This is a genomic window from Polaromonas aquatica (assembly GCF_050626995.1).
GTDB lineage: Bacteria > Pseudomonadota > Gammaproteobacteria > Burkholderiales > Burkholderiaceae_C > Polaromonas > Polaromonas aquatica_A.
Genome location: NZ_CP192467.1, coordinates 4,479,008 through 4,497,885, shown reverse-complemented (window position 1 = coordinate 4,497,885; position 18,878 = coordinate 4,479,008). Strand labels below are relative to the sequence as shown.

The window sequence follows — 18,878 nt, the reverse complement described above, 5'->3', positions numbered from 1 at the left end:
TTAATTCAATAGCTGCTTGCGCCGATATCTATTGGGCTAGCGGCTATTTTTGATCGCATTTGCGGCGTTGGTCACCAGCTCAGGGCCTTTGTAGATGAGCCCTGTGTAGATCTGCACGACGTCGGCGCCGGCCCTGATCTTGGAGACGGCGTCCGCGCCGCTCATGATGCCGCCCACCCCGATGATGGGAAAGCCCTTGCCGAGTGCCGCGCGCAGCTGGCCGATGACGCGGTTGCTGGCCTCCAGTACCGGGGCGCCGCTCAGGCCGCCTGCTTCTTCGGCATGGCGCAAGCCTTTTACGGCATCGCGGCTCAAGGTGGTATTGGTGGCGACGACGCCGTCCATGGCGTGGCGCTTGAGCGTGGCGGCGATCACGTCGACCTGGGCTTCATCGAGGTCGGGCGCAATCTTCACAAAAATCGGCACGCGCTTGCCATGCTGCCCCGCCAGGGCCTCGCGGCGTTCGGCGATGCGGCCCAGCAGGGCGTCCAGGGCTTCGTCGCTTTGCAGGGCGCGCAGGTTTTTGGTGTTGGGGCTGGAGATGTTGACGGTGACGTAGTCGGCGTGCGGGTAGACGCCGTCCAGGCAGGTCAGGTAGTCGTCTACGGCATTTTCAATCGGCGTGGCGGCGTTTTTGCCGATGTTCAGGCCCAGCAGCAGGGTGTTTTGCGCGCCTTGTTTGCGGATGCTGGAGCGCTGCACATTGGCCAGGAAAGCGGCCAGCCCTTCATTGTTGAAGCCCAGGCGGTTGATCAGCGCGTTGGCTTCGGTGAGGCGGAACATGCGCGGCTTGGGGTTGCCGGGCTGGCCCAGCGGGGTGACGGTGCCGACTTCGACAAAACCAAAACCCATGGCGGCCAGGCCGTCGATGCAGCGGGCGTTTTTATCGAGCCCTGCGGCCAGACCCACACGGTTCGGGAATTTCAGGCCGGCCAGCTCGATCGGGTCGCTGACCCGGTTGCCGCAATACGCCAGCGCCAGCGGCGTGCCCTGGGTGCGCGCCAGCGAGGTCATGGTCAATTCGTGGGCGGTTTCGGGGTCGAGCCCGAATAAAAACGGGCGGGCCAGGGCGTAGGGGAGCAGGGACATTGGATAATTCGGCTGTTGGCGATGAGGCGATGAACCACCCGGGCAAGCCGGGCATGAGGCCCGATTGTCGCAAAACCGGTTTCAATGCCGCCCAGCCCAAACATCCTTCAACATTTTCACAACCCAAGCCATGACCCAAACGATGACCCAAGACGAACTCAAAACCCTGGTCGGCCAGGCGGCCCTGCACTATGTGGAGGAAGGCAGCATTGTGGGAGTAGGCACCGGCTCGACCGTGAACAAATTCATTGACGCGCTGGCCACCATGAAGGACCGCATCGCCGGTGCGGTGTCGAGCTCTGTCGCCTCAACGGAACGCCTGCAGGCGCTGGGCATCAAGGTGTTTGATGCAACGGAGGTGGACGAACTGGCGGTGTACATCGACGGGGCCGACGAGATCGACAACGCGGGTTATATGGTCAAGGGCGGCGGTGCGGCGCTGACACGCGAAAAAATCGTGGCGGCCCAGTCGCGCAAGTTCGTCTGTATCGTCGACGAGTCCAAGCTGGTGCAGGCGCTGGGCAGCTTCCCCCTGCCGGTCGAGGTGATTCCGATGGCTGCCAAACGCATTGCCCGGCAGTTTGCCGCCATGGGCGGCACGGCCACGCTACGGCTCAAGGACGGCAAACCGCTGGTCACCGACAACGGCCAGCACATCCTGGACGTGACGGGGCTGAAGATTGCTGATCCGCTGGCGTTTGAGTCGCTGGTCAGCCAGTGGCCCGGCGTGGTGACGGTGGGCGTTTTTGCTTTCCAGAAGGCCCATGTGTGCCTGCTGGGTGCGCCGGGCGGGGTGAAAACGCTGGTTTTTTAACGCGGTGATTCAAGGCCGCCGGGGTTCGGACCTGTGGCCCAGAACGCAAAACGCCGGGCTGTACCCGGCGTTTTGCGTTGTTCAGGGCTGCTTCAGAACTTGATGCCGGCAGGATTGCTGACGCTTGGCGGAGGTGCGGCTGGGGCAGCCTGCGCACGGGGCGCCGGGCTTGCCGCAGGAGTGGCCGCTGCAGCCGGCTTGCTCACCACAACCAGGGGCGTCGCCGCAGCATTTCGATAACTGGCCGGCAAGGTCGATGTGCCCGGATAGCCCGCCGCGTTCAGGAACTGCGTCCACTCTGCCTCAGAAAACCCCTTGAGCTGCTGGCTGCCGATGGTTGCGAAGGGCAGGGATGTCTCGCCGCTGATCCGTTGCAAAGCCTCGATATCTTCATTGGTATTGACAGTTTTTTCGCTGAAGGGAATGCCGCGGCTCGTCAACATGGCACGGGCAGAGCCGCAGGGGCCACATTTGTCGCTGGTATACAGGGTGACGGGGTATTTGCTGGCGATTTGCCGTAGCTCGAAAGGAAGACCGGCGGAGGATGCCCCGCCACCTGCCCCGGCGTTGGCTGCGCTAACTTTGCCGCCGCTTGCCGCTGGCGGCGGCTGGTCGGAGAACGTCACCTTGCCGTCCGGCCCAACAATGCGGTAGACCGGCTGCGCGTGCGAAGGCAGCGCCATAAAAATAAGGCTTCCGCCCAGCAGCAGCATGGCCAGCAGGGCATTGGGTGAAAAGGACCTAACAGCGTTTGATTTCATGGTTTCCTCGGTCAGTCTTGAACTTGAATTGGCTTTGCCCAGGCTTCAGGCCATACCCTGGTGGCGCATCAGCGCGTCCAGCGTTGGTTCGCGGCCCCGGAAAGCCTTGAATGATTCCATGGCCGGACGGCTGCCGCCTGCTTCCAGGATAGCTTGCCGGTATTTTCGGCCTGTTTCTACATTAACGGTGCCCGTCCCGGTGCCGGTATCAGTGTTTGTACCTGAATTACCGGCCGCAGGAAGGGCGGATTCTTCAAAAGCGGCATAAGCGTCGGCGGACAGGACTTCGGCCCACTTGTAGCTGTAATACCCGGCCGCATAGCCGCCCGAAAAAATGTGGCTGAATGTATGGGCGGTACGGCTGTAGGCTGGCGCGGCAATGACCGCGACTTCCCGGCGCACCTCGTTCAGGAGGTCCATCAGGTCGTCGGCCGGGTTGTGAGCGGTGTGCAGCAGCATGTCGAACAGCGAGAACTCGACCTGGCGCAGTGTCTGCATGCCGCTCTGGAAGTTCTTGGCGGCCAGCATCTTGTCGAATAGCGCGCGCGGTAGCGGGGCGCCGGTGTCCACGTGGGAAGTCATGTGCTTGAGCACGTCCCACTCCCAGCAAAAGTTTTCCATGAACTGGCTGGGCAACTCGACGGCGTCCCACTCGACACCACTGATACCCGAAACGTCCCGCTCGTTGACCTGGGTGAGCATGTGGTGCAGCCCATGGCCGAATTCGTGGAACAGTGTGGTCACGTCGTCGTGCGTCAGCAGGGCCGGTTTGCCACCCACGCCTTCCGCAAAATTGCAGACAAGGTGCGCGACGGGGGTCTGCAGCTTGCCGTTGTCGGGGCGCAGCCAGCGGGTGCGAACGTCGTCCATCCAGGCACCGCCGCGTTTGCCGGTACGGGCGGGTTGATCGAGGTAAAACTGGCCCACAAGCTGGCCGTTGCGCTCAATGCGGAAGAATTCGACGCCGGGTTTCCACACGGGCGCCGTGTCTTTTTGGATGGCGACTTCAAACAGGGTTTCCACAATCCTGAAGAGGCCGGCGAGTACCTTGGGGGCGGTGAAGTACTGTTTGACTTCCTGTTCACTGAAGGCGTAGCGCGCTTCCTTGAGCTTTTCACCGATGTAGGCGTAGTCCCAGGCTTGCGGGTCGGGCAGGCCGAGCTGGCTGGCGGCAAAGGCGCGCAGGTCGGCGACGTCTTTTTCGGCGTAAGGGCGGGCCCGCCGGGCAAGGTCGCGCAGGAATGTGATGACCTCATCGGGGGATTTGGCCATCTTGGCGACCACCGAGACTTCACCGAAATTACGGTAACCCAGCAGCCGGGCTTCCTCAAGGCGCAGCGCCAGGATCTCTTTCATGATGGCGCTGTTGTCGAATTTGCTGAATTCCGGCACTGCCTGGTCGCTGGCGCGCGTGGTGTAGGCCTTGTAGAGGGTCTCGCGCAGTTTGCTGCTTTTGGCGAACTGCATGACGGGCAGGTAGCTTGGCATTTTCAGGCTGAGGCGATAGCCCGTCTTGCCTTCGGACTGGGCCTGGTTGCGCGCTGTTTCAAGCACGTCGGCAGGGATGCCCTCGACCTCGGCTTCTGACGCGTAGTAGGAAAAGGCGTCGGTCGCGTCCAGGGCGTTTTCACTGAATTTCTGGCTCAGTTCGGCCTGGCGTTCCTGGATTTCGGCGAAGCGGTCCCGGTCTGCGCCTTTCAGCTCTGCGCCCGACAGCACAAAATTGCGAATGGCGTTTTTGTGTGCCTGGCGTTGCTCGGCATTGAGGGTGGCCACGTCGATGGCCTTGTATTTGGCGTAGAGACGTTCGTCGGCGCCCAGGCGGGTCCAGAACTCTGTCACGCGTGGCAGGGCGGCGTTGTAGGCGGCGCGCAGCTCGGGCGTGTCGGCCACGCTGTTGAGGTGGCTGACTGCACCCCAGGCCCGGCCCAGATTCTCGGTTGCGACGTCCAGCACACGGGCAATGCCGGTCCAGGTGGCCGGGAAATCCGCAGCCGTGACGGTTTCAAGTGCGGAATCCGCCTTGGCCATCAACTCGTCAATGGCAGGGCCCACATGCTCGGGCTGGATTCGGTCAAACAGCGGAAGGTCGGAAAAATCGAGGAGGGGATTGGTCATGACATGTAGCTGTGGGCGAAAGTCTCGAATCTAAAGGCTTGGAAGCCGTGCGGCCAGAAGAATGTCGCTATTGAAGCGATTGTCCCGGGCCGCCTGTGGTTACCCGGGGCAGGAAGCGACTCAGCCTTGTGCGCTTTTCTTGAGGCTTTTCAGCTGGGGTTTTTTGGCGCGTTTGACGGTGCCGCCGGGCGTGAGGCGCTGATTGCCCAGCACGCGCAGGGTTTTGACTTCGGGGCGCTGACCATAGCGGGAGCTGTTTTTCAGGACCTTGACATCGCGGGGGCCGGGCATGCGGTCCTCGTTGACCTTCTTTTCCTTTTCCGGCATGGGACGCCACAGCACCAGCAGCTTGCCGATGTGCTGGATGGGAGCGGCGTTGAGTTCATCCGCCAGGGTCTGGAAAATCGCTTCGCGGCCGGCGCGGTCGTCGGACTGAACCCGCACCTTGATGAGGCCGTGCGCGTTCAGGGCTGCGTCGATTTCTCTCTTGACGGCAGCGGTCAGGCCATCAGAGCCGATCATCACCACTGCGTTCAGGTGATGGGCATCTGCGCGGTGATCCTTGCGCTGGGCGGGGGTAAGTTGTATTTGAGCCATAGGCCCAATTATCGGGGGAGTCGGGAGGAGGACAATAGACCCCATGAAAGTAAATGCCAAGACCGACTTCAAGCCCGGTACCCAGACCGATGCGAAAGCCGCCGCCAAAGCCGTATCGAAAGCCAGCGCGAAAGGAAAAAAAGTCAACAAGGCGTGGCTGCACGACCACATCAACGATCCCTACGTCAAGCTTGCCCAGAAAGAGGGGTACCGGGCGCGCGCTGCTTACAAATTGAAGGAAATTGATGAGACCTTCGGCCTGATCCGGCCGGGCGACTGTGTGGTCGACCTGGGCAGCACGCCCGGTGCCTGGAGCCAGTATGTGCGCCGCAAGCTGTCGCCCACAGGCGCGGCAGCGGGGGAGCTCAACGGCCGCATCATCGGGCTGGACCTGCTGCCTATGGAGCCGATCGAGGGAGTCACCTTTATCCAGGGCGACTTTCGGGAGGCGGAAGTGCTGGAGAAGCTGGAGCAAACCCTGTTTACTCCCGAGGGCCAGATCCGGGTGGATCTTGTGATCTCCGACATGGCACCCAACCTGTCGGGGATTGAGTCGGCCGACGCGGCCCGGATTGCCCACCTGATCGAGCTGGCCGTGGAGTTTGCCCAAAACCGGATGAAACCGGACGGCACATTGGTGGTGAAGCTTTTTCACGGCAGCGGATACGACCAGCTCGTGAAGCTTTTCAAGGATACCTTCAAGACGGTGAAACCCCTGAAACCCAAGGCCTCGCGCCCGGGATCGTCCGAGATTTTCCTGATTGGCCGGGGGCTTAAAAGGCGTGCCGAGGCTGCACAATGAGGGCGATGCGGTGGCAAAAATCACCTAAACCCGCTTCAATCCAGGGGCTGGCAGGGGATTACGCGGTTTTTGCCCTTGAAACGCCTAAAATCAGGCGCATGTGACTTTTGTTCTTATACCGGAGTAGTCCTTGAACAATCAGTGGTTTTCCAAAATTGCAATCTGGCTGGTTATCGCCATGGTGCTGTTTACCGTATTCAAGCAATTTGATCCACGCGGCGGCGCCGGCTCCAACTACCTGGGTTACTCCGAGTTCCTGGAAGAAGTGCGCGGCAAACGCATCAAGCAGGCCACCATCGCCGAAGGCCAGGGCGGCACCGAGATCGCGGCCACCACTGTGGACGACCGCAAGGTTCGCACCACCGCCACCTACCTTGATCGCGGACTGGTCGGCGACCTGATCGCCAATGACGTGAAGTTTGACGTCAAGCCCCGTGAAGAAACCTCCCTGCTCACGTCCCTGCTGATCAGCTGGGGACCCATGCTGCTGCTGATCGGCGTGTGGATTTATTTCATGCGGCAGATGCAGGGCGGCGGCAAGGGCGGGGCCTTCAGCTTTGGCAAATCCAAAGCGCGCCTGCTCGACGAGTCCACCAATCCGGTGACTTTTGCCGATGTGGCGGGCTGCGACGAGGCCAAGGAAGAAGTCAAGGAAGTCGTCGATTTCCTGAAAGACCCTGCCAAATTCCAGAAACTGGGCGGCCGTATTCCACGCGGCCTGCTGCTGGTGGGCCCTCCGGGCACGGGTAAAACGCTGCTGGCCAAGAGCATTGCCGGCGAAGCCAAGGTTCCGTTTTTCTCGATTTCCGGCTCCGATTTCGTTGAAATGTTTGTCGGCGTGGGCGCATCGCGTGTGCGTGACATGTTCGACAACGCCAAGAAAAATGCCCCCTGCATCATCTTCATCGATGAAATTGATGCGGTTGGCCGCCAGCGCGGTGCCGGTTTGGGCGGTGGCAACGATGAACGCGAGCAGACCCTGAACCAGATGCTGGTCGAGATGGACGGCTTTGAAACCAATGTCGGCGTGATCGTGGTGGCAGCCACCAACCGTCCCGACATCCTGGACGCCGCCTTGCTGCGCCCCGGTCGTTTTGACCGCCAGGTCTATGTGACGCTGCCGGACATCCGCGGCCGCGAACAAATCCTGAATGTGCACATGCGCAAGGTCCCGCTCGGCCAGGACGTGAGCCCAGGCGTCATTGCCCGCGGTACGCCTGGCATGTCGGGTGCCGATCTGGCTAACCTGTGCAATGAAGCCGCCTTGATGGCCGCGCGCCGCAACGCGCGCACCGTTGAGATGCAGGACTTCGAAAAAGCCAAGGACAAGATCCTGATGGGCCCCGAGCGCAAGAGCATGGTGATGCCCGAAGAAGAGCGCCGCAATACGGCTTATCACGAGTCCGGCCACGCCCTGATCGGCAAGATGTTGCCCAAGTGCGACCCGGTCCACAAAGTCACCATCATCCCGCGTGGCCGTGCTCTGGGTGTCACCATGAGCCTGCCCGCGCAAGACCGCTACAGCTATGACCGCGAATACATGCTGAGCCAGATCAGCATGCTGTTTGGTGGCCGTATTGCTGAAGAAGTTTTCATGAACCAGATGACCACGGGCGCGAGCAACGACTTTGAACGCGCGACGGCGCTGGCCCGCGACATGGTCACCCGTTACGGCATGACCGAGGCCTTGGGTCCCATGGTGTACGCCGAAAACGAAGGTGAAGTGTTTTTGGGGCGTTCTGTCACCAAGACCAATAACATGAGCGAGTCGACCCTGCAAAAGGTCGATGCCGAGGTGCGCCGCATCATCGACCAGCAGTACGCCCAGGCGCGCAAGCTGATCGAGGACAACCAGGACAAGATGCATGCCATGGCCAAGGCCTTGCTTGAATGGGAAACCATTGACGGCGACCAGCTGGATGACATCATGGCCGGCAAGGAGCCACGCCCGCCGAAGGACTGGACGCCGCGCAATTCCTCGGTGGGTGGCGGAAGTGGCCCTAGCGGCGGGACGCCTGCAGTGAGTACCGATCCTGCGCCAACGGTTGCTTGAAAAAGCCCGCTGAAAAACTCAATGACTGCCACGCAGTCGCCATAACCGGGGCCAGTCCCCGGTTTTTTTATTTCCTGTTGCAGCGTTTTTGAGGATGACCCCATGATCTGGCAAACCTCCCGCTTTCAAATAGATCTCTCACGGCCCCGTGTCATGGGGATCGTCAACGTCACGCCTGATTCGTTTTCAGACGGCGGCAAGTATTTCACGCAGGACGGCAGCTTCTCAAGCGTATTTGGGCATTGCGACAAGCTGCTGCGCGACGGCGCCGACATGCTGGACATAGGCGGCGAATCCACCCGCCCCGGGGCGCCGCCTGTGCCGCTGGAGGAAGAGCTCGCGCGCGTGTTACCGGTGGTGCGCCATGCGGTCAAACTCGGAGTGCCGCTTTCGATAGACACCTACAAGCCTGAGGTGATGCAGGCAGTGCTTGAGCTGGGCGCCGACGTCATCAACGACATCTGGGCCCTGCGCAAGCCGGGTGCTGCCGAAGTCGTGGCGGCGCATCCCAACTGCGGCATCTGCCTGATGCACATGCACCGGGAACCCCAGACCATGCAGGTAGCGCCCATGGAGGGTGATGTGGTGCCGCAGGTGCTGGCCTTCCTTGAAGCAGCCGCTGCGGACCTGCTGTCAGCTGGTGTCCACAAGTCCCGCATCGTGCTCGACGTGGGCGTGGGATTCGGCAAAACCGTGGCGCAAAACTTCGCGCTGCTGGCGCGCCAGCAGGCGTTCCTGGCCGCCGGCTACCCGCTGCTGGCGGCCTGGTCGCGCAAGTCTTCCCTGGCCGCCGTCACCGCCACTTCGCTGGCCGCCGTGGCCCAGCTCGACGTGGCCGACCGCATGGTGCCCAGCGTCGCTGCGGCTCTGCTCGCCGTGGACCGTGGTGCCCGCATTGTGCGCGTGCATGACGTGAAAGAAACGGTCCAGGCGCTCAAAGTCTGGACCGCCGCACGCCAGGAACCCGCTTAGACCGTAAGCAGATTCCACGGCTTTGACCGACACGAGAGCAGGGCCGCGCGACCTAAAATAGCGCCACATTTCCAGAACTACAAACCTACAAGCTCCACAGGGGACATAAGTTCATGACCAGAAAATACTTCGGCACCGATGGCATTCGCGGCACGGTAGGGCAACCGCCCATCACGCCCGATTTTGTTTTGCGCCTGGCGCATGCCGTGGGCCGCGTGCTGCGAAAAACCGAGTCTCGCCCCACAGTGTTGATCGGCAAGGACACCCGTATCTCGGGCTACATGCTTGAAAGCGCGCTGGAGTCGGGGTTTAACTCCGCCGGTGTCGACGTGGTGTTGCTCGGGCCCCTGCCTACGCCGGGCGTGGCCTACCTCACGCGGGCGCAGCGCGCCAGCCTGGGTGTGGTCATCAGCGCCAGCCACAATGCTTACCCGGACAACGGCATCAAATTCTTCAGCGCCCAGGGGACCAAGCTGGACGATGCCTGGGAACTCGCCGTGGAGGCTGCCCTCGACGAGCCGCCAGTGTGGGCCAATTCCGCCACCCTGGGCAAGGCCCGCCGCCTCGACGACGCCGCAGGCCGTTATATCGAATTTTGCAAAAGCACCTTTGCCAATGACCTCACGCTCAGGGGGTTGAAGATTGTGGTCGACGGCGCCCACGGTGCGGCCTATCACATTGCGCCGATGGTGTTTCATGAACTGGGCGCTGAAGTCATTTCCATCGGTTGCGCACCCGATGGTTTGAACATCAACCACGAAGTCGGTGCGACGCACCCCGAAGCGCTGATCGCCAAGGTCAAGGCCAGCAAAGCGGACTACGGCATTGCGCTGGACGGCGACGCCGACCGGCTGCAGATCGTGGACGCCGAAGGCCGGCTTTTCAACGGCGACGAAGTGTTGTACCTGATGGTCAACGAGCGGCTGGCGCGCGGCGAGAAAGTACCCGGCACTGTGGGCACCCTGATGACCAATATGGCCGTGGAAGTAGCGTTAAAGGCCAAGGGTGTCGAATTTGTACGCGCCAAAGTCGGGGACCGCTACGTGCTCGAGGAACTCGAAAAACGCGGCTGGCTGCTGGGCGGTGAGGGCTCCGGTCACTTGCTGGCACTCGACAAGCACACCACCGGTGACGGCCTCATCAGCGCCTTGCAGGTGCTTCAGGCTTGCGTGCGCAGCGGCAGGACCATTGCCCAGCTGCTCAGCGAGGTTGTGCTGTTCCCGCAGACCCTTATCAATGTGCGCCTCAAGCCCGGCCAGGACTGGAAGGCCAGCAAGCAGCTAGCCGACATGACCAAAATCGTTGAAGGCGAACTGGGTGACACTGGCCGCATCCTGATTCGCCCCAGCGGCACCGAGCCGTTATTGCGAGTGATGGTTGAAGCGCGCGACGCGGCACAGGCGAAAAGCTGTGCTGAGCGTGTGGCAGATACGGTGCGGACTTGACAAATTTTAAAAGAAAAGTTGCTGTATCCCTTTAGAAATGAGCGCAAGAAGCTATTAAATCTATAGCGCCCATAGCGCCCATAGCGCCATAGCGTCTACCGCAAGCCACCAAACGAATCACGAGGCCCCGACAGCCTGCATCAGGCGGGTCCGTTCGTCCGGCGTGAGTATTCTTGGCACTACGCATGGTGTCCCTTCATCGGCGTTGAAGAAGGGGGTGATCTTGTAGCCACCATTGAGCCTGGTTCGTATCAGCATCGCCATGAATCGGAGAATGGACACTGTAGTGCTGACGGCCCTGGGTTCGACTTTGCCCTTGGCGCTGTTCGTACAAAGCCGCATGCGCACCGGGCCGAAGGCACCGTTCAGGCTGGCCGATGGATCACGCAGGCAGTTGTGCAGCAGGCCGACATGCGAAACCTTGAAGTCGCGGGACGTGTTGCCAACCGGTGTGTTGCAGCAGCTCGCGTACCAACGCAGCATCCCCCTGCTGCTCAACGACATGCAGGTGAGTACTTCAGTGCCCTGGGTGAAGGTGACATGCCGGGGCAGCGTGGCTATCACATCCGATCCGCCCATCTCATCCAGAATCTCGCCCGGCCTGCCCAGGAAGTGTGCAAAGGCCTGGCAGTCTTTGCAGTAGCAGACGCCCCGGCATACGGTTTCAGGATGGCTGACGTAGCCTCGCAGGGTGCCGCATTGGCAGCGCAGTGGGTGGTTCATGGCTGTGACGACTCCCTCGCTTTGTGGCGGAATACATGCAAGGTCAACAGCCATAGCACCACTGGCAACAGCAGCGCAGCAGCAACCACTTCCGAAAGAATGCTGACATTGGCGATCAGGGGGTGAAACTCGATGGGAGCCAATGCATAGTGGCCCAAACCGTCAAAGCCCATCGCGGCGTATACGGCCATCAGCAACAAGCCTGTAGCGACGAACTTCTTGCGCATGAACAGCAGGCCAACCACACCAACCGACGTGATGCCAGCCCACACTGCATAGACCTGCGCGCGGGTCAGCCAGACGGGCAGGTTGGGGTATTCGCAGATGAACTCGGCGTTGTGGCTGAAGTGGCCGAGGCTGGTGAGGAAGTAGGCCGCCGTCAGGATGAGAAGTGACTTTGGCAGGTGGCGGTGGAAGTGATGGAGGGCGTGCATTTCATCAGGAGCTTACCTGACAAGAAGGAAGAGGGCCACGCAATACACCAAGGCCGGAGCTGCAAGCGACAGCTTTAACAAGCGGCGTTTTCCGAAAGGCAGGGACGCCAGGCTCAGCAAAGAACCCAGGCAGGCCAGCCACCAGCCTAAAAGTGCGCCGCCAAACATGGCGGTAGCGCTTTGGCTGAATCCGGGTCCTACGGTTGGCCGTGGTGAGTCGGCAACTGAAAACTCGCGTTGTAGCCGTCGATGAAGACAAGAGTTGCCAGCATTGCGCAGACAAGGGAAGCCCAGGCCAGAACGATGGGAAATCTATGCACCTCCGGGGCTCTGTGTCATTCCGATCTCAAGCCAGCGTATACGCCGTCTTCACCGTCGTGAAAAACTCCTGCGCATACTTGCCCTGCTCGCGCGGACCGTAGCTCGAGCCCTTGCGGCCGCCGAAGGGGACGTGGTAATCGACGCCTGCCGTCGGCAGGTTGACCATGACCATGCCGGCCTGGCTGTGGCGCTTGAAATGCGTGGCGTATTTGAGGCTGGTGGTGGCGATGCCGGCCGACAGGCCGAAAGGCGTGTCATTCGCTGTGGCCAGTGCGGCTTCGTAGTCCTTCACGCGGATGATGCTGGCCACTGGGCCGAAAATTTCTTCGCGGTTGATGCGCATGCCGGCGGTACTTTCGCTGAAAAGTGCCGGGGTCATGAAGTAGCCTTCGGCGCCGCTGCCGGTGTGGCAGCGTACGCGGTCACCGCCGAATGACAGTGTTGCGCCTTCCTGCTGACCGATGGCGATGTAGCTTAGATCCTGCTCCAGTTGGGCTTGTGAAGAAACCGGGCCAATATCCGTCCCGGCCGTCAGGGCGTCGCCCACCTTGATGCGGGCCATGCGTTCCTGCAGCGCCTTGACGAAAGCAGGGTAAATGCCTTCGGTCACGATGAGGCGGCTTGACGCCGTGCAGCGCTGTCCGGTGGAATAAAAAGCGCTTTGTGCGCTGAGTTCCACGGCCTGGGTGAGGTCAGCGTCGTCCAGGATGACCTGCGGGTTCTTGCCGCCCATTTCCAGCTGCACCTTCTTGAGGTTCTTCGCGCAGGTCTCTGCAATGCGGCTGCCCACACCGACCGAGCCGGTAAAGCTGATGGCATTGACACCCGGATGGTTGACCAGCGCATCGCCGATGACGCGGCCGGGGCCCATCACCAGGTTGAACACGCCAGCGGGGATTCCTGAACGCGAGATGATCTCGGCTAGTGCCCAGGCGCTGCCCGGCACCAGATCGGCTGGCTTCAGGACCACGCAGTTGCCGAAGGCCAGCGCCGGCGCGACCTTCCAGGCCGGAATGGCGATCGGGAAGTTCCACGGCGTGATCAGACCGACGACGCCCACGGGTTCGCGCGTGATTTCCACCCCGATGCCGGGGCGCACCGAAGGAATCGTCTCGCCCGACAGGCGCAGGCATTCGCCGGCAAAAAATTTGAAAATATGGCCCGCGCGCGTGGCTTCGCCTATGCCTTCGGCTTTGGTCTTGCCTTCCTCGCGGGAGAGCAGGGTGCCCAACTCTTCACGGCGTGCGAGGATCTCGGTGCCAATTTTGTCGAGTGCATCCGAGCGGGCCTGGATACCCGAAGTCGACCAGGCGGGAAACGCCGCCTGAGCAGCCTGCACGGCCGCGTCCAGGCCGGCTGCATCGGCTTGCGTGTACTCGCCAATCACGTCAGCAAGGTTGCTGGGGTTCAGGTTGGGGCTGTAGCTGTTGCCGGCAAGCCATTGGCCGGCGATGAGGTTGTCGTGTTTGGTGGTCATGAGGTGGCTCCAGAAGAAGTCAGGGTTGATCAGGGGCGAGAGGGCGCACGGGTTGCGGGATTACCGCAGGCGGCGTCACATCAATCGCATAGAAACGCAGGGCGTTATCGCACATCATCGCATGTTGCTGGTTTGCCGGCAGGTAGCCCAGCATGCCGGCCACACTGCCAACCAGGTCCGGATAGTTTATGCGCAGGCCCGCCACCGGAAAGTTGCTGGCGAACATGCAGCGCTGCCAGCCAAAAATGGCGACTGTTTCCCGAACGATGCGTGCGTTTTCGTGCCAATCCCAAGGCTGGCCGCGCAGGCCAAACTCGGAAAGCTTGACGTGCACATTTTCCTGCCGGGCCAGTGTTTCCATCCAGCCGCGCCAGCGTCTAAGGCCTTCTTCGCTGCGGTCCCAGGCAAAGCCGTGGTGGTTCAGGGCGATGGGCACTTTCGGAAACATCGCTGCCACGGTAGCCGCCTCGGGCAGGTGCCAGGCGGGCACGCGTAAATCCCACCGCAGGCCATATTTCTCCAGCAATGAGAAGCCGCGCAGCCAGTCTTCGTGTTGCATGGTGCCGGCTTGCCCTTTGACGCTTTGGTCCGCTGCGGCAGATGTGACGGGCTTGCTGCGGATGCCGCGCACCAGCGGAAACTGCGACTGCGCAAGCAGGCACTCCTCGCTGTCAGGCCGATCAAACCAGGCGTGCGCCAAGATGGCGTTCGGGAACCCGTGCCTGGCGTGAACCTCATGCAACCATGCGGTTTCGGCAACCTGCTCCAGGCGGCTGCGTTCGGCTTCTACATGCACGGTTGCCACCACGTCGCAGGGCTCCACGGTGGCACGGTAGTCGGCCGCCAGGAAGTCCCGGCAGATCGGCCTGTAGTCGCCCAGAAAAAAGGTTTCGGGATCGTATGCTTCCTGCAGCCAGGGGTAGTGGCCTTTCGACAGGTCCCACAAGTGGTGGTGCGCATCGACGATGGGGCGCCTCACACCTTGCGCAGGTTCAGCGGGCAAAGGAGACGGTGTGCTCATGTTCTTCACGGCGTGGGGAGAGACCACCCAGAGTTCGTTGAATCAATGCCGCCAGACATAGGACGAGTCGGGCTCGCGCAGCGTCCTGATCTCCTGCTCGAATGCAAAGCTGTCCAGACTGAGGCGGCGTACCGTCTCGTCCTGGAAAGAGATGTAAACCGCCCGGTCCACCGGATGAAACGACAAGGCCAGCGGATTGCTGGGCAAGGCGAAGCAGCGCTGCTCCCGCAAGTCCAGGCCGAATACCGACAGCGAATGCTCGCCCGAGTTGGTGGTGAGCAGCAGGTCCTGCCCTTGCGCGCCCTGGAAGCGGTAGACCCGGTTAGGGTCGCGCCGCGTCTTGCCTGAGGCCACGACTTTCATGCTGGCCGTGTCGACGGCCACGATGGTGTCATCGCCCCGGTTGGCCACGTACAGCAGCGATTCATCCGCCGACAGTACATTGCCTTCAGGCACGGGGCCGGGCATCATCGCGACCGGTGTGAAGGTCGGGTCGTTGGGCTTGATTTTAGTAACTGTGTTCGACAGCAGGTTCAGCGCATAAGCCGTCTGTGCATCTCTCGTCAGGGCAAACAGATGCGTCTTGTAGCCGCCCGAAGACACAGCCAGGTCCGGTACATGCACTTTTGCCGGGTCTGAAAACCGCAGCAACACGTTGTGCGCCTCAGACATCACGAACAGGCGGCCCTTGGCATCCACCGTCAAGCCATGCGGCCGGTAATACGGCCAGAGGCTCAGTGTCGAGACGTGCTCTCGCTTGTCCAGGTCAATGACAAAGACCGAATGCCCACCCATATCCCCCAGATGGCTGGCGGTTTCGATGCCGTAGTGGCCTACGTAAGCGAGCCGGCGCACTGGGTCCACCGTGAACTCGTGCGGAAAGTTGGGCAAGACGATGTGCCCTTCCGCCTGGCCGGTGGCCAGGTCGTAAAAGCTGAAGGTATGGGCGCATTTCTGCACCAGCAAAAGTGTTTCCCGAAGGGGCATGGTGATCCTGAAAATGGGAGAGCCGGAAAGGAAACGGGGAGAGGGAGTGCGCGCAGGCGGAAAGGCCGCCTACTTACCCCAGCGTAGCACCATCGGATCCAGCCGCCGGGCCATATCGAGAAGGCCTTTGCGCACCTCGGGGTGCATGGTGGGAAAGGGGTGGCGCGGAGCCTCGCAGGCGATCACACCGCCTTCTTTCATCAAGGCCTTGGCCGTCAAGATACCGCCCTGGCGGTTTTCGTAGTTGATCAGCGGCAACCACCGCGTGTACTCGGCAATGGCTTCATCCCGTCTGCCGGCCACCCAAGCATCCATGATCCTGCGAATGCCGTCCGGGTAGCCTCCACCCGTCATCGCACCGGTGGCGCCGGCTTCCAGGTCGGGCAGCAGGGTGATGGCTTCTTCGCCGTCCCACGGGCCTTCAATCGCGTCGCCGCCCAGGCGGATCAACTCGCGCAGCTTGGATGCTGCACCCGGCGTTTCGATCTTGAAGTAGGCGACATTGCGGATCTCTTTGGCCATGCGCGCCAGGAAGGTTGCCGACAGCGTCGTACCGCTGACAGGCGCGTCCTGGATCATGATGGGAATGTCGATGGCGGCCGACAGCGTGGCGAAGAATTCGTAGATCTTTTCTTCGATGGCGCGGATCGTGGCGCCGTGATACGGCGGCATCACCATGACCATTGCCGCGCCGAGTTCTTGCGCGCGGCGGCTGCGTTCGGCGCACACCCGGGTGCCGAAGTGCGTGGTCGTCACGATCACCGGCACGCGGCCTGCCACGTGCTTGAGGATGGTGGCGGTGAGAACCTCGCGCTCATCATCGGACAGCACAAACTGCTCCGAAAAATTAGCCAGGATGCACAGGCCCGTAGAGCCCGCATCGATCATGAAGTCAACGCAGCGCTTCTGGCTTTCCAGGTCGAGCTCGCCCGCATCGGTGAAGGTGGTGGGTACCACCGGGAACACGCCGGAGTATCTTGCTTTCATGCGGGTCACTCGACGATGTTGAAGTCTTTGAGAAACTCCGTCTTCATCGTCAGACCCAGGCCGGGCTTGTTGTCGTCGAGCTGCAGGAAACCGTTCTCGGCCACCGGCTCGCCGTCAAAGATGTAATAGAAGAGCTCATTGCCGACTTCCACGTCGAACATCGGGAAGTACTCGCTCATGGGCGAGGCGAGGGTGCTCATGGTCAGGTGGTAGTTGTGCATCTGTCCGGCGTGCGGGATCACCGGCACGCTGTAGGCCTCGCACAGCGCATTGATCTTGTGCGCCGCCGTGATGCCGCCCACGCGGTTGGTGTCGTACTGCACGACCGACACGGCTTTTTTGTCGAGCAGTTGCTTGAAGCCGTAAAGGCTGAACTCATGCTCGCCTCCAGAAATCGGGATGCTGGTGAGCTGGTTGAGCTCCGCGTAACCGTCAATGTCGTCGGCAATCACAGGTTCTTCCACCCAGCGCGGCTGGAATTTCTCGAGCTTGGGCAGCATGCGTTTGGCGTACTCCAGATTCCAGCCCATGTAGCACTCCATCATCAGGTCATTGTCATAGCCGATGACTTCGCGGATTGCTTCGACGGCTTTCAGGTTTTCGGAAACGCCCTTGGTGCCGTGCGCCGGGCCGTAGCCGAAGCGCGACTTGAACATGGTGAAGCCCTGGTCAAGATACTTCTGCGCTTCGTCCTGCATCGCCTTGATGTCGGTGCGGTAGAGCTTGGAGTAGTAGCAGGGGATTTTTTCCTTGGTGCGACCGCCCAGCAGCTTGAAGACCGGCTTGTTCACCGACTTGCCCAAAATGTCCCAGATCGCCAGGTCCACCGCTGAGATCGCGGCCATGGTCACGCCCTTGCGGCCCCAGGCGTGGGTGCTGCGGTACATGCGTTGCCACAGGTATTCATAATCCCAGGGGTCCTGGCCCAGCACCAGCGGTGTGAGGTACTGGTCGATGATGGCTTTGGCGATGTGCGGCGCCAGCGCGACATTGCCCAGGCCGATGATGCCGTCGTCGGTTTCAATCTCGACCACTGTCCATGAGTGAAAGCGGAATGTGCTCATCGACTCTGTCTTGGAGTAAACGAGGTCCATGGCGTTGGAGCAGAAGTTGCCTTGGGGCGGAACGGTCTTGCCCTTCCATTCGAACACGCGTGCGCGGACTGATTTGATTTTCATGCTGGGTCCTGTCGATGAAGAAAAGAAAAAGGGAAGAGAAAAGAAGGGGAAGGAGTCAGGCGGCCGGCTTTAGCCGCGCAGCACCCATGCGCTGGGCAATTTTGAAAGCATTGAAGGTGGCGTTGACGTCGGCCATACCTTTGCCGGCAATGTCATAAGCCGTACCGTGGGCCGGCGTAGTGATGGGCACCGGCAAGCCACCCTGCACCGTCACGCCCTTGCTGAAGCCCATGAGCTTGATCGCGATCTGGCCCTGGTCGTGGTACATGGTGACGATGGCTTGGTACTGGCCGTCCCGCGCCTTCAAGAAGATGGTGTCCGCCGGGAAGGGGCCGTCTACCGGCACGCCGCTGGCGCGCAGTGCTGCCACGGCCGGTTCGATGATGTCGATTTCTTCGCTCCCGCAGACTCCCCCGTCGCCGCCGTGTGGGTTGAAGGCTGCCACCGCCACGCGGGGAGTGATGTTGCCGCTGGCCTTCAGGGATGTGTAGATCAACCGGGTGGCATCCATGATGCGTTCCTTGCTGAGCATGGCAGCAGCATCCTTGAGTGGGATGTGCGAGGACACACGCGCCGTCCACAACTCGCCCAGGGTGTTGAACTCGCAGAAATAGCCGGTAACGCCCAGGTATTCGGCAAAGTGGTGCAGTTCGTCCTCGTGCTTGAGGCCGCCCAGCTTCATCGCCTGCTTGTTCAGCGGGGCGAAGCAGATGGCATCGACCTCGCCGCGTTTGGCGCCGTCCATACAGAGGTCGAGTACCTGCAGCACCGCGGTGCCGCAAGCAGCCTGCGCCTGGCTGCGCTGCACCTGCGCCTGCTGAATCGTGTCGGTGGCCAGGAAGGCCGGCAGACGGGTGTCGGCGCGGCCGCGCACTTCGGCCAGGCTGGTCACGGCTTGCATCACGACTGCTTGTTTGGCCGTGGCCTGGCCTTGCTGCCAGAGCCAGGCGTCGCCGACCAGCACGATGTTGGCCTCCGCCGTGATGCCGGGCTGGCTCAGCAGCCGGGCAATCAGCTCGGGACCTATGCCCGCCGCGTCGCCCAGGGTGAGGGCGACCACGGGCTTGTGTGCGGGCGTTGGCGTGTTGCTCATGACATC

The 18,878-nt window shown here is 61.5% G+C and carries 17 protein-coding genes; 5 read left to right on the top strand and 12 right to left on the bottom strand.

Translation table 11 applies throughout. The features are described from left to right. Positions 1 to 36: 36 nt before the first annotated feature. Entirely contained in the window at positions 37 to 1,089 is a 1,053-nt protein-coding gene (locus ACQ4MS_RS21435) for a quinone-dependent dihydroorotate dehydrogenase (RefSeq protein WP_431096785.1), read from the bottom strand. 142 nt (positions 1,090 to 1,231) lie between these two features. On the opposite strand from ACQ4MS_RS21435, the gene rpiA reads away from it, so the two are divergent. After that, positions 1,232 to 1,903 carry a ribose-5-phosphate isomerase RpiA gene (gene rpiA, locus ACQ4MS_RS21430; RefSeq protein ID WP_431099641.1) on the top strand — a complete coding sequence of 224 codons (672 nt, stop codon included), beginning with the start codon at positions 1,232 to 1,234 and terminating at the stop codon, positions 1,901 to 1,903. 92 nt (positions 1,904 to 1,995) lie between these two features. On the opposite strand, the gene ACQ4MS_RS21425 is transcribed toward rpiA, so the two are convergent. The 3 genes from ACQ4MS_RS21425 to ACQ4MS_RS21415 all read right to left on the bottom strand — a co-directional run bounded on the left by ACQ4MS_RS21425 (position 1,996) and on the right by ACQ4MS_RS21415 (position 5,379). After that, positions 1,996 to 2,664 carry a glutaredoxin family protein gene (locus tag ACQ4MS_RS21425; protein ID WP_431096784.1) on the bottom strand — a complete coding sequence of 223 codons (669 nt, stop codon included), beginning with the start codon at positions 2,662 to 2,664 and terminating at the stop codon, positions 1,996 to 1,998. 45 nt (positions 2,665 to 2,709) lie between these two features. Next, positions 2,710 to 4,782 (bottom strand): M3 family metallopeptidase, encoded by a 2,073-nt coding sequence (locus ACQ4MS_RS21420; RefSeq protein ID WP_431096783.1) that lies wholly within the window; start codon positions 4,780 to 4,782, stop codon positions 2,710 to 2,712. Positions 4,783 to 4,902: 120 nt separating this feature from the next. Further along, positions 4,903 to 5,379: a YhbY family RNA-binding protein gene (locus tag ACQ4MS_RS21415; RefSeq protein ID WP_431096782.1), complete on the bottom strand. Its 477-nt coding sequence runs from the start codon at positions 5,377 to 5,379 to the stop codon at positions 4,903 to 4,905. Positions 5,380 to 5,422: 43 nt separating this feature from the next. On the opposite strand from ACQ4MS_RS21415, the gene ACQ4MS_RS21410 reads away from it, so the two are divergent. The 4 genes from ACQ4MS_RS21410 (at position 5,423) to glmM (ending at position 10,651) form a co-directional block, all read left to right on the top strand. Next, positions 5,423 to 6,181: an RlmE family RNA methyltransferase gene (locus ACQ4MS_RS21410; RefSeq protein WP_431096781.1), complete on the top strand. Its 759-nt coding sequence runs from the start codon at positions 5,423 to 5,425 to the stop codon at positions 6,179 to 6,181. Positions 6,182 to 6,311: 130 nt separating this feature from the next. Beyond that, positions 6,312 to 8,234 (top strand): ATP-dependent zinc metalloprotease FtsH, encoded by a 1,923-nt coding sequence (ftsH, locus tag ACQ4MS_RS21405; protein ID WP_431096779.1) that lies wholly within the window; start codon positions 6,312 to 6,314, stop codon positions 8,232 to 8,234. Between the two features lie 102 nt (positions 8,235 to 8,336). Further along, positions 8,337 to 9,206: a dihydropteroate synthase gene (gene folP / locus ACQ4MS_RS21400; RefSeq protein WP_431096778.1), complete on the top strand. Its 870-nt coding sequence runs from the start codon at positions 8,337 to 8,339 to the stop codon at positions 9,204 to 9,206. 113 nt (positions 9,207 to 9,319) lie between these two features. Then, positions 9,320 to 10,651, top strand: coding sequence for a phosphoglucosamine mutase (gene glmM, locus ACQ4MS_RS21395; protein ID WP_431096776.1), 1,332 nt, complete (start codon positions 9,320 to 9,322; stop codon positions 10,649 to 10,651). Positions 10,652 to 10,768: 117 nt separating this feature from the next. Here the strand turns inward: glmM and ACQ4MS_RS21390 are convergent, their stop codons facing one another. The 8 genes from ACQ4MS_RS21390 to ACQ4MS_RS21355 all read right to left on the bottom strand — a co-directional run bounded on the left by ACQ4MS_RS21390 (position 10,769) and on the right by ACQ4MS_RS21355 (position 18,872). Beyond that, entirely contained in the window at positions 10,769 to 11,374 is a 606-nt protein-coding gene (locus ACQ4MS_RS21390; RefSeq protein ID WP_431096775.1) for a DUF6151 family protein, read from the bottom strand. Beyond that, a complete protein-coding gene (locus tag ACQ4MS_RS21385; RefSeq protein ID WP_431096774.1) occupies positions 11,371 to 11,808 on the bottom strand; it encodes a hypothetical protein in 438 nt (145 codons plus the stop codon). The genes ACQ4MS_RS21390 and ACQ4MS_RS21385 overlap by 4 nt, the downstream gene beginning before the upstream one ends. A gap of 346 nt (positions 11,809 to 12,154) precedes the next feature. Beyond that, positions 12,155 to 13,606, bottom strand: coding sequence for an aldehyde dehydrogenase family protein (locus ACQ4MS_RS21380; protein WP_431096772.1), 1,452 nt, complete (start codon positions 13,604 to 13,606; stop codon positions 12,155 to 12,157). A gap of 19 nt (positions 13,607 to 13,625) precedes the next feature. Then, the gene (locus ACQ4MS_RS21375; RefSeq protein WP_431096771.1) at positions 13,626 to 14,627 is read right to left on the bottom strand and encodes an amidohydrolase family protein; all 1,002 of its coding nucleotides are present in this window, start codon (positions 14,625 to 14,627) and stop codon (positions 13,626 to 13,628) included. A 42-nt stretch (positions 14,628 to 14,669) separates the two neighbouring features. After that, positions 14,670 to 15,614 (bottom strand): YncE family protein, encoded by a 945-nt coding sequence (locus tag ACQ4MS_RS21370; RefSeq protein WP_431096770.1) that lies wholly within the window; start codon positions 15,612 to 15,614, stop codon positions 14,670 to 14,672. Positions 15,615 to 15,683: 69 nt separating this feature from the next. Continuing rightward, a complete protein-coding gene (locus ACQ4MS_RS21365) occupies positions 15,684 to 16,601 on the bottom strand; it encodes a dihydrodipicolinate synthase family protein (RefSeq protein ID WP_431096768.1) in 918 nt (305 codons plus the stop codon). A 5-nt stretch (positions 16,602 to 16,606) separates the two neighbouring features. Then, a complete protein-coding gene (locus tag ACQ4MS_RS21360) occupies positions 16,607 to 17,779 on the bottom strand; it encodes an L-rhamnonate dehydratase (RefSeq protein WP_431096767.1) in 1,173 nt (390 codons plus the stop codon). A gap of 55 nt (positions 17,780 to 17,834) precedes the next feature. Continuing rightward, positions 17,835 to 18,872 (bottom strand): 4-hydroxythreonine-4-phosphate dehydrogenase PdxA, encoded by a 1,038-nt coding sequence (locus ACQ4MS_RS21355; RefSeq protein WP_431096766.1) that lies wholly within the window; start codon positions 18,870 to 18,872, stop codon positions 17,835 to 17,837. Between the last annotated feature and the right edge of the window lie 6 nt (positions 18,873 to 18,878).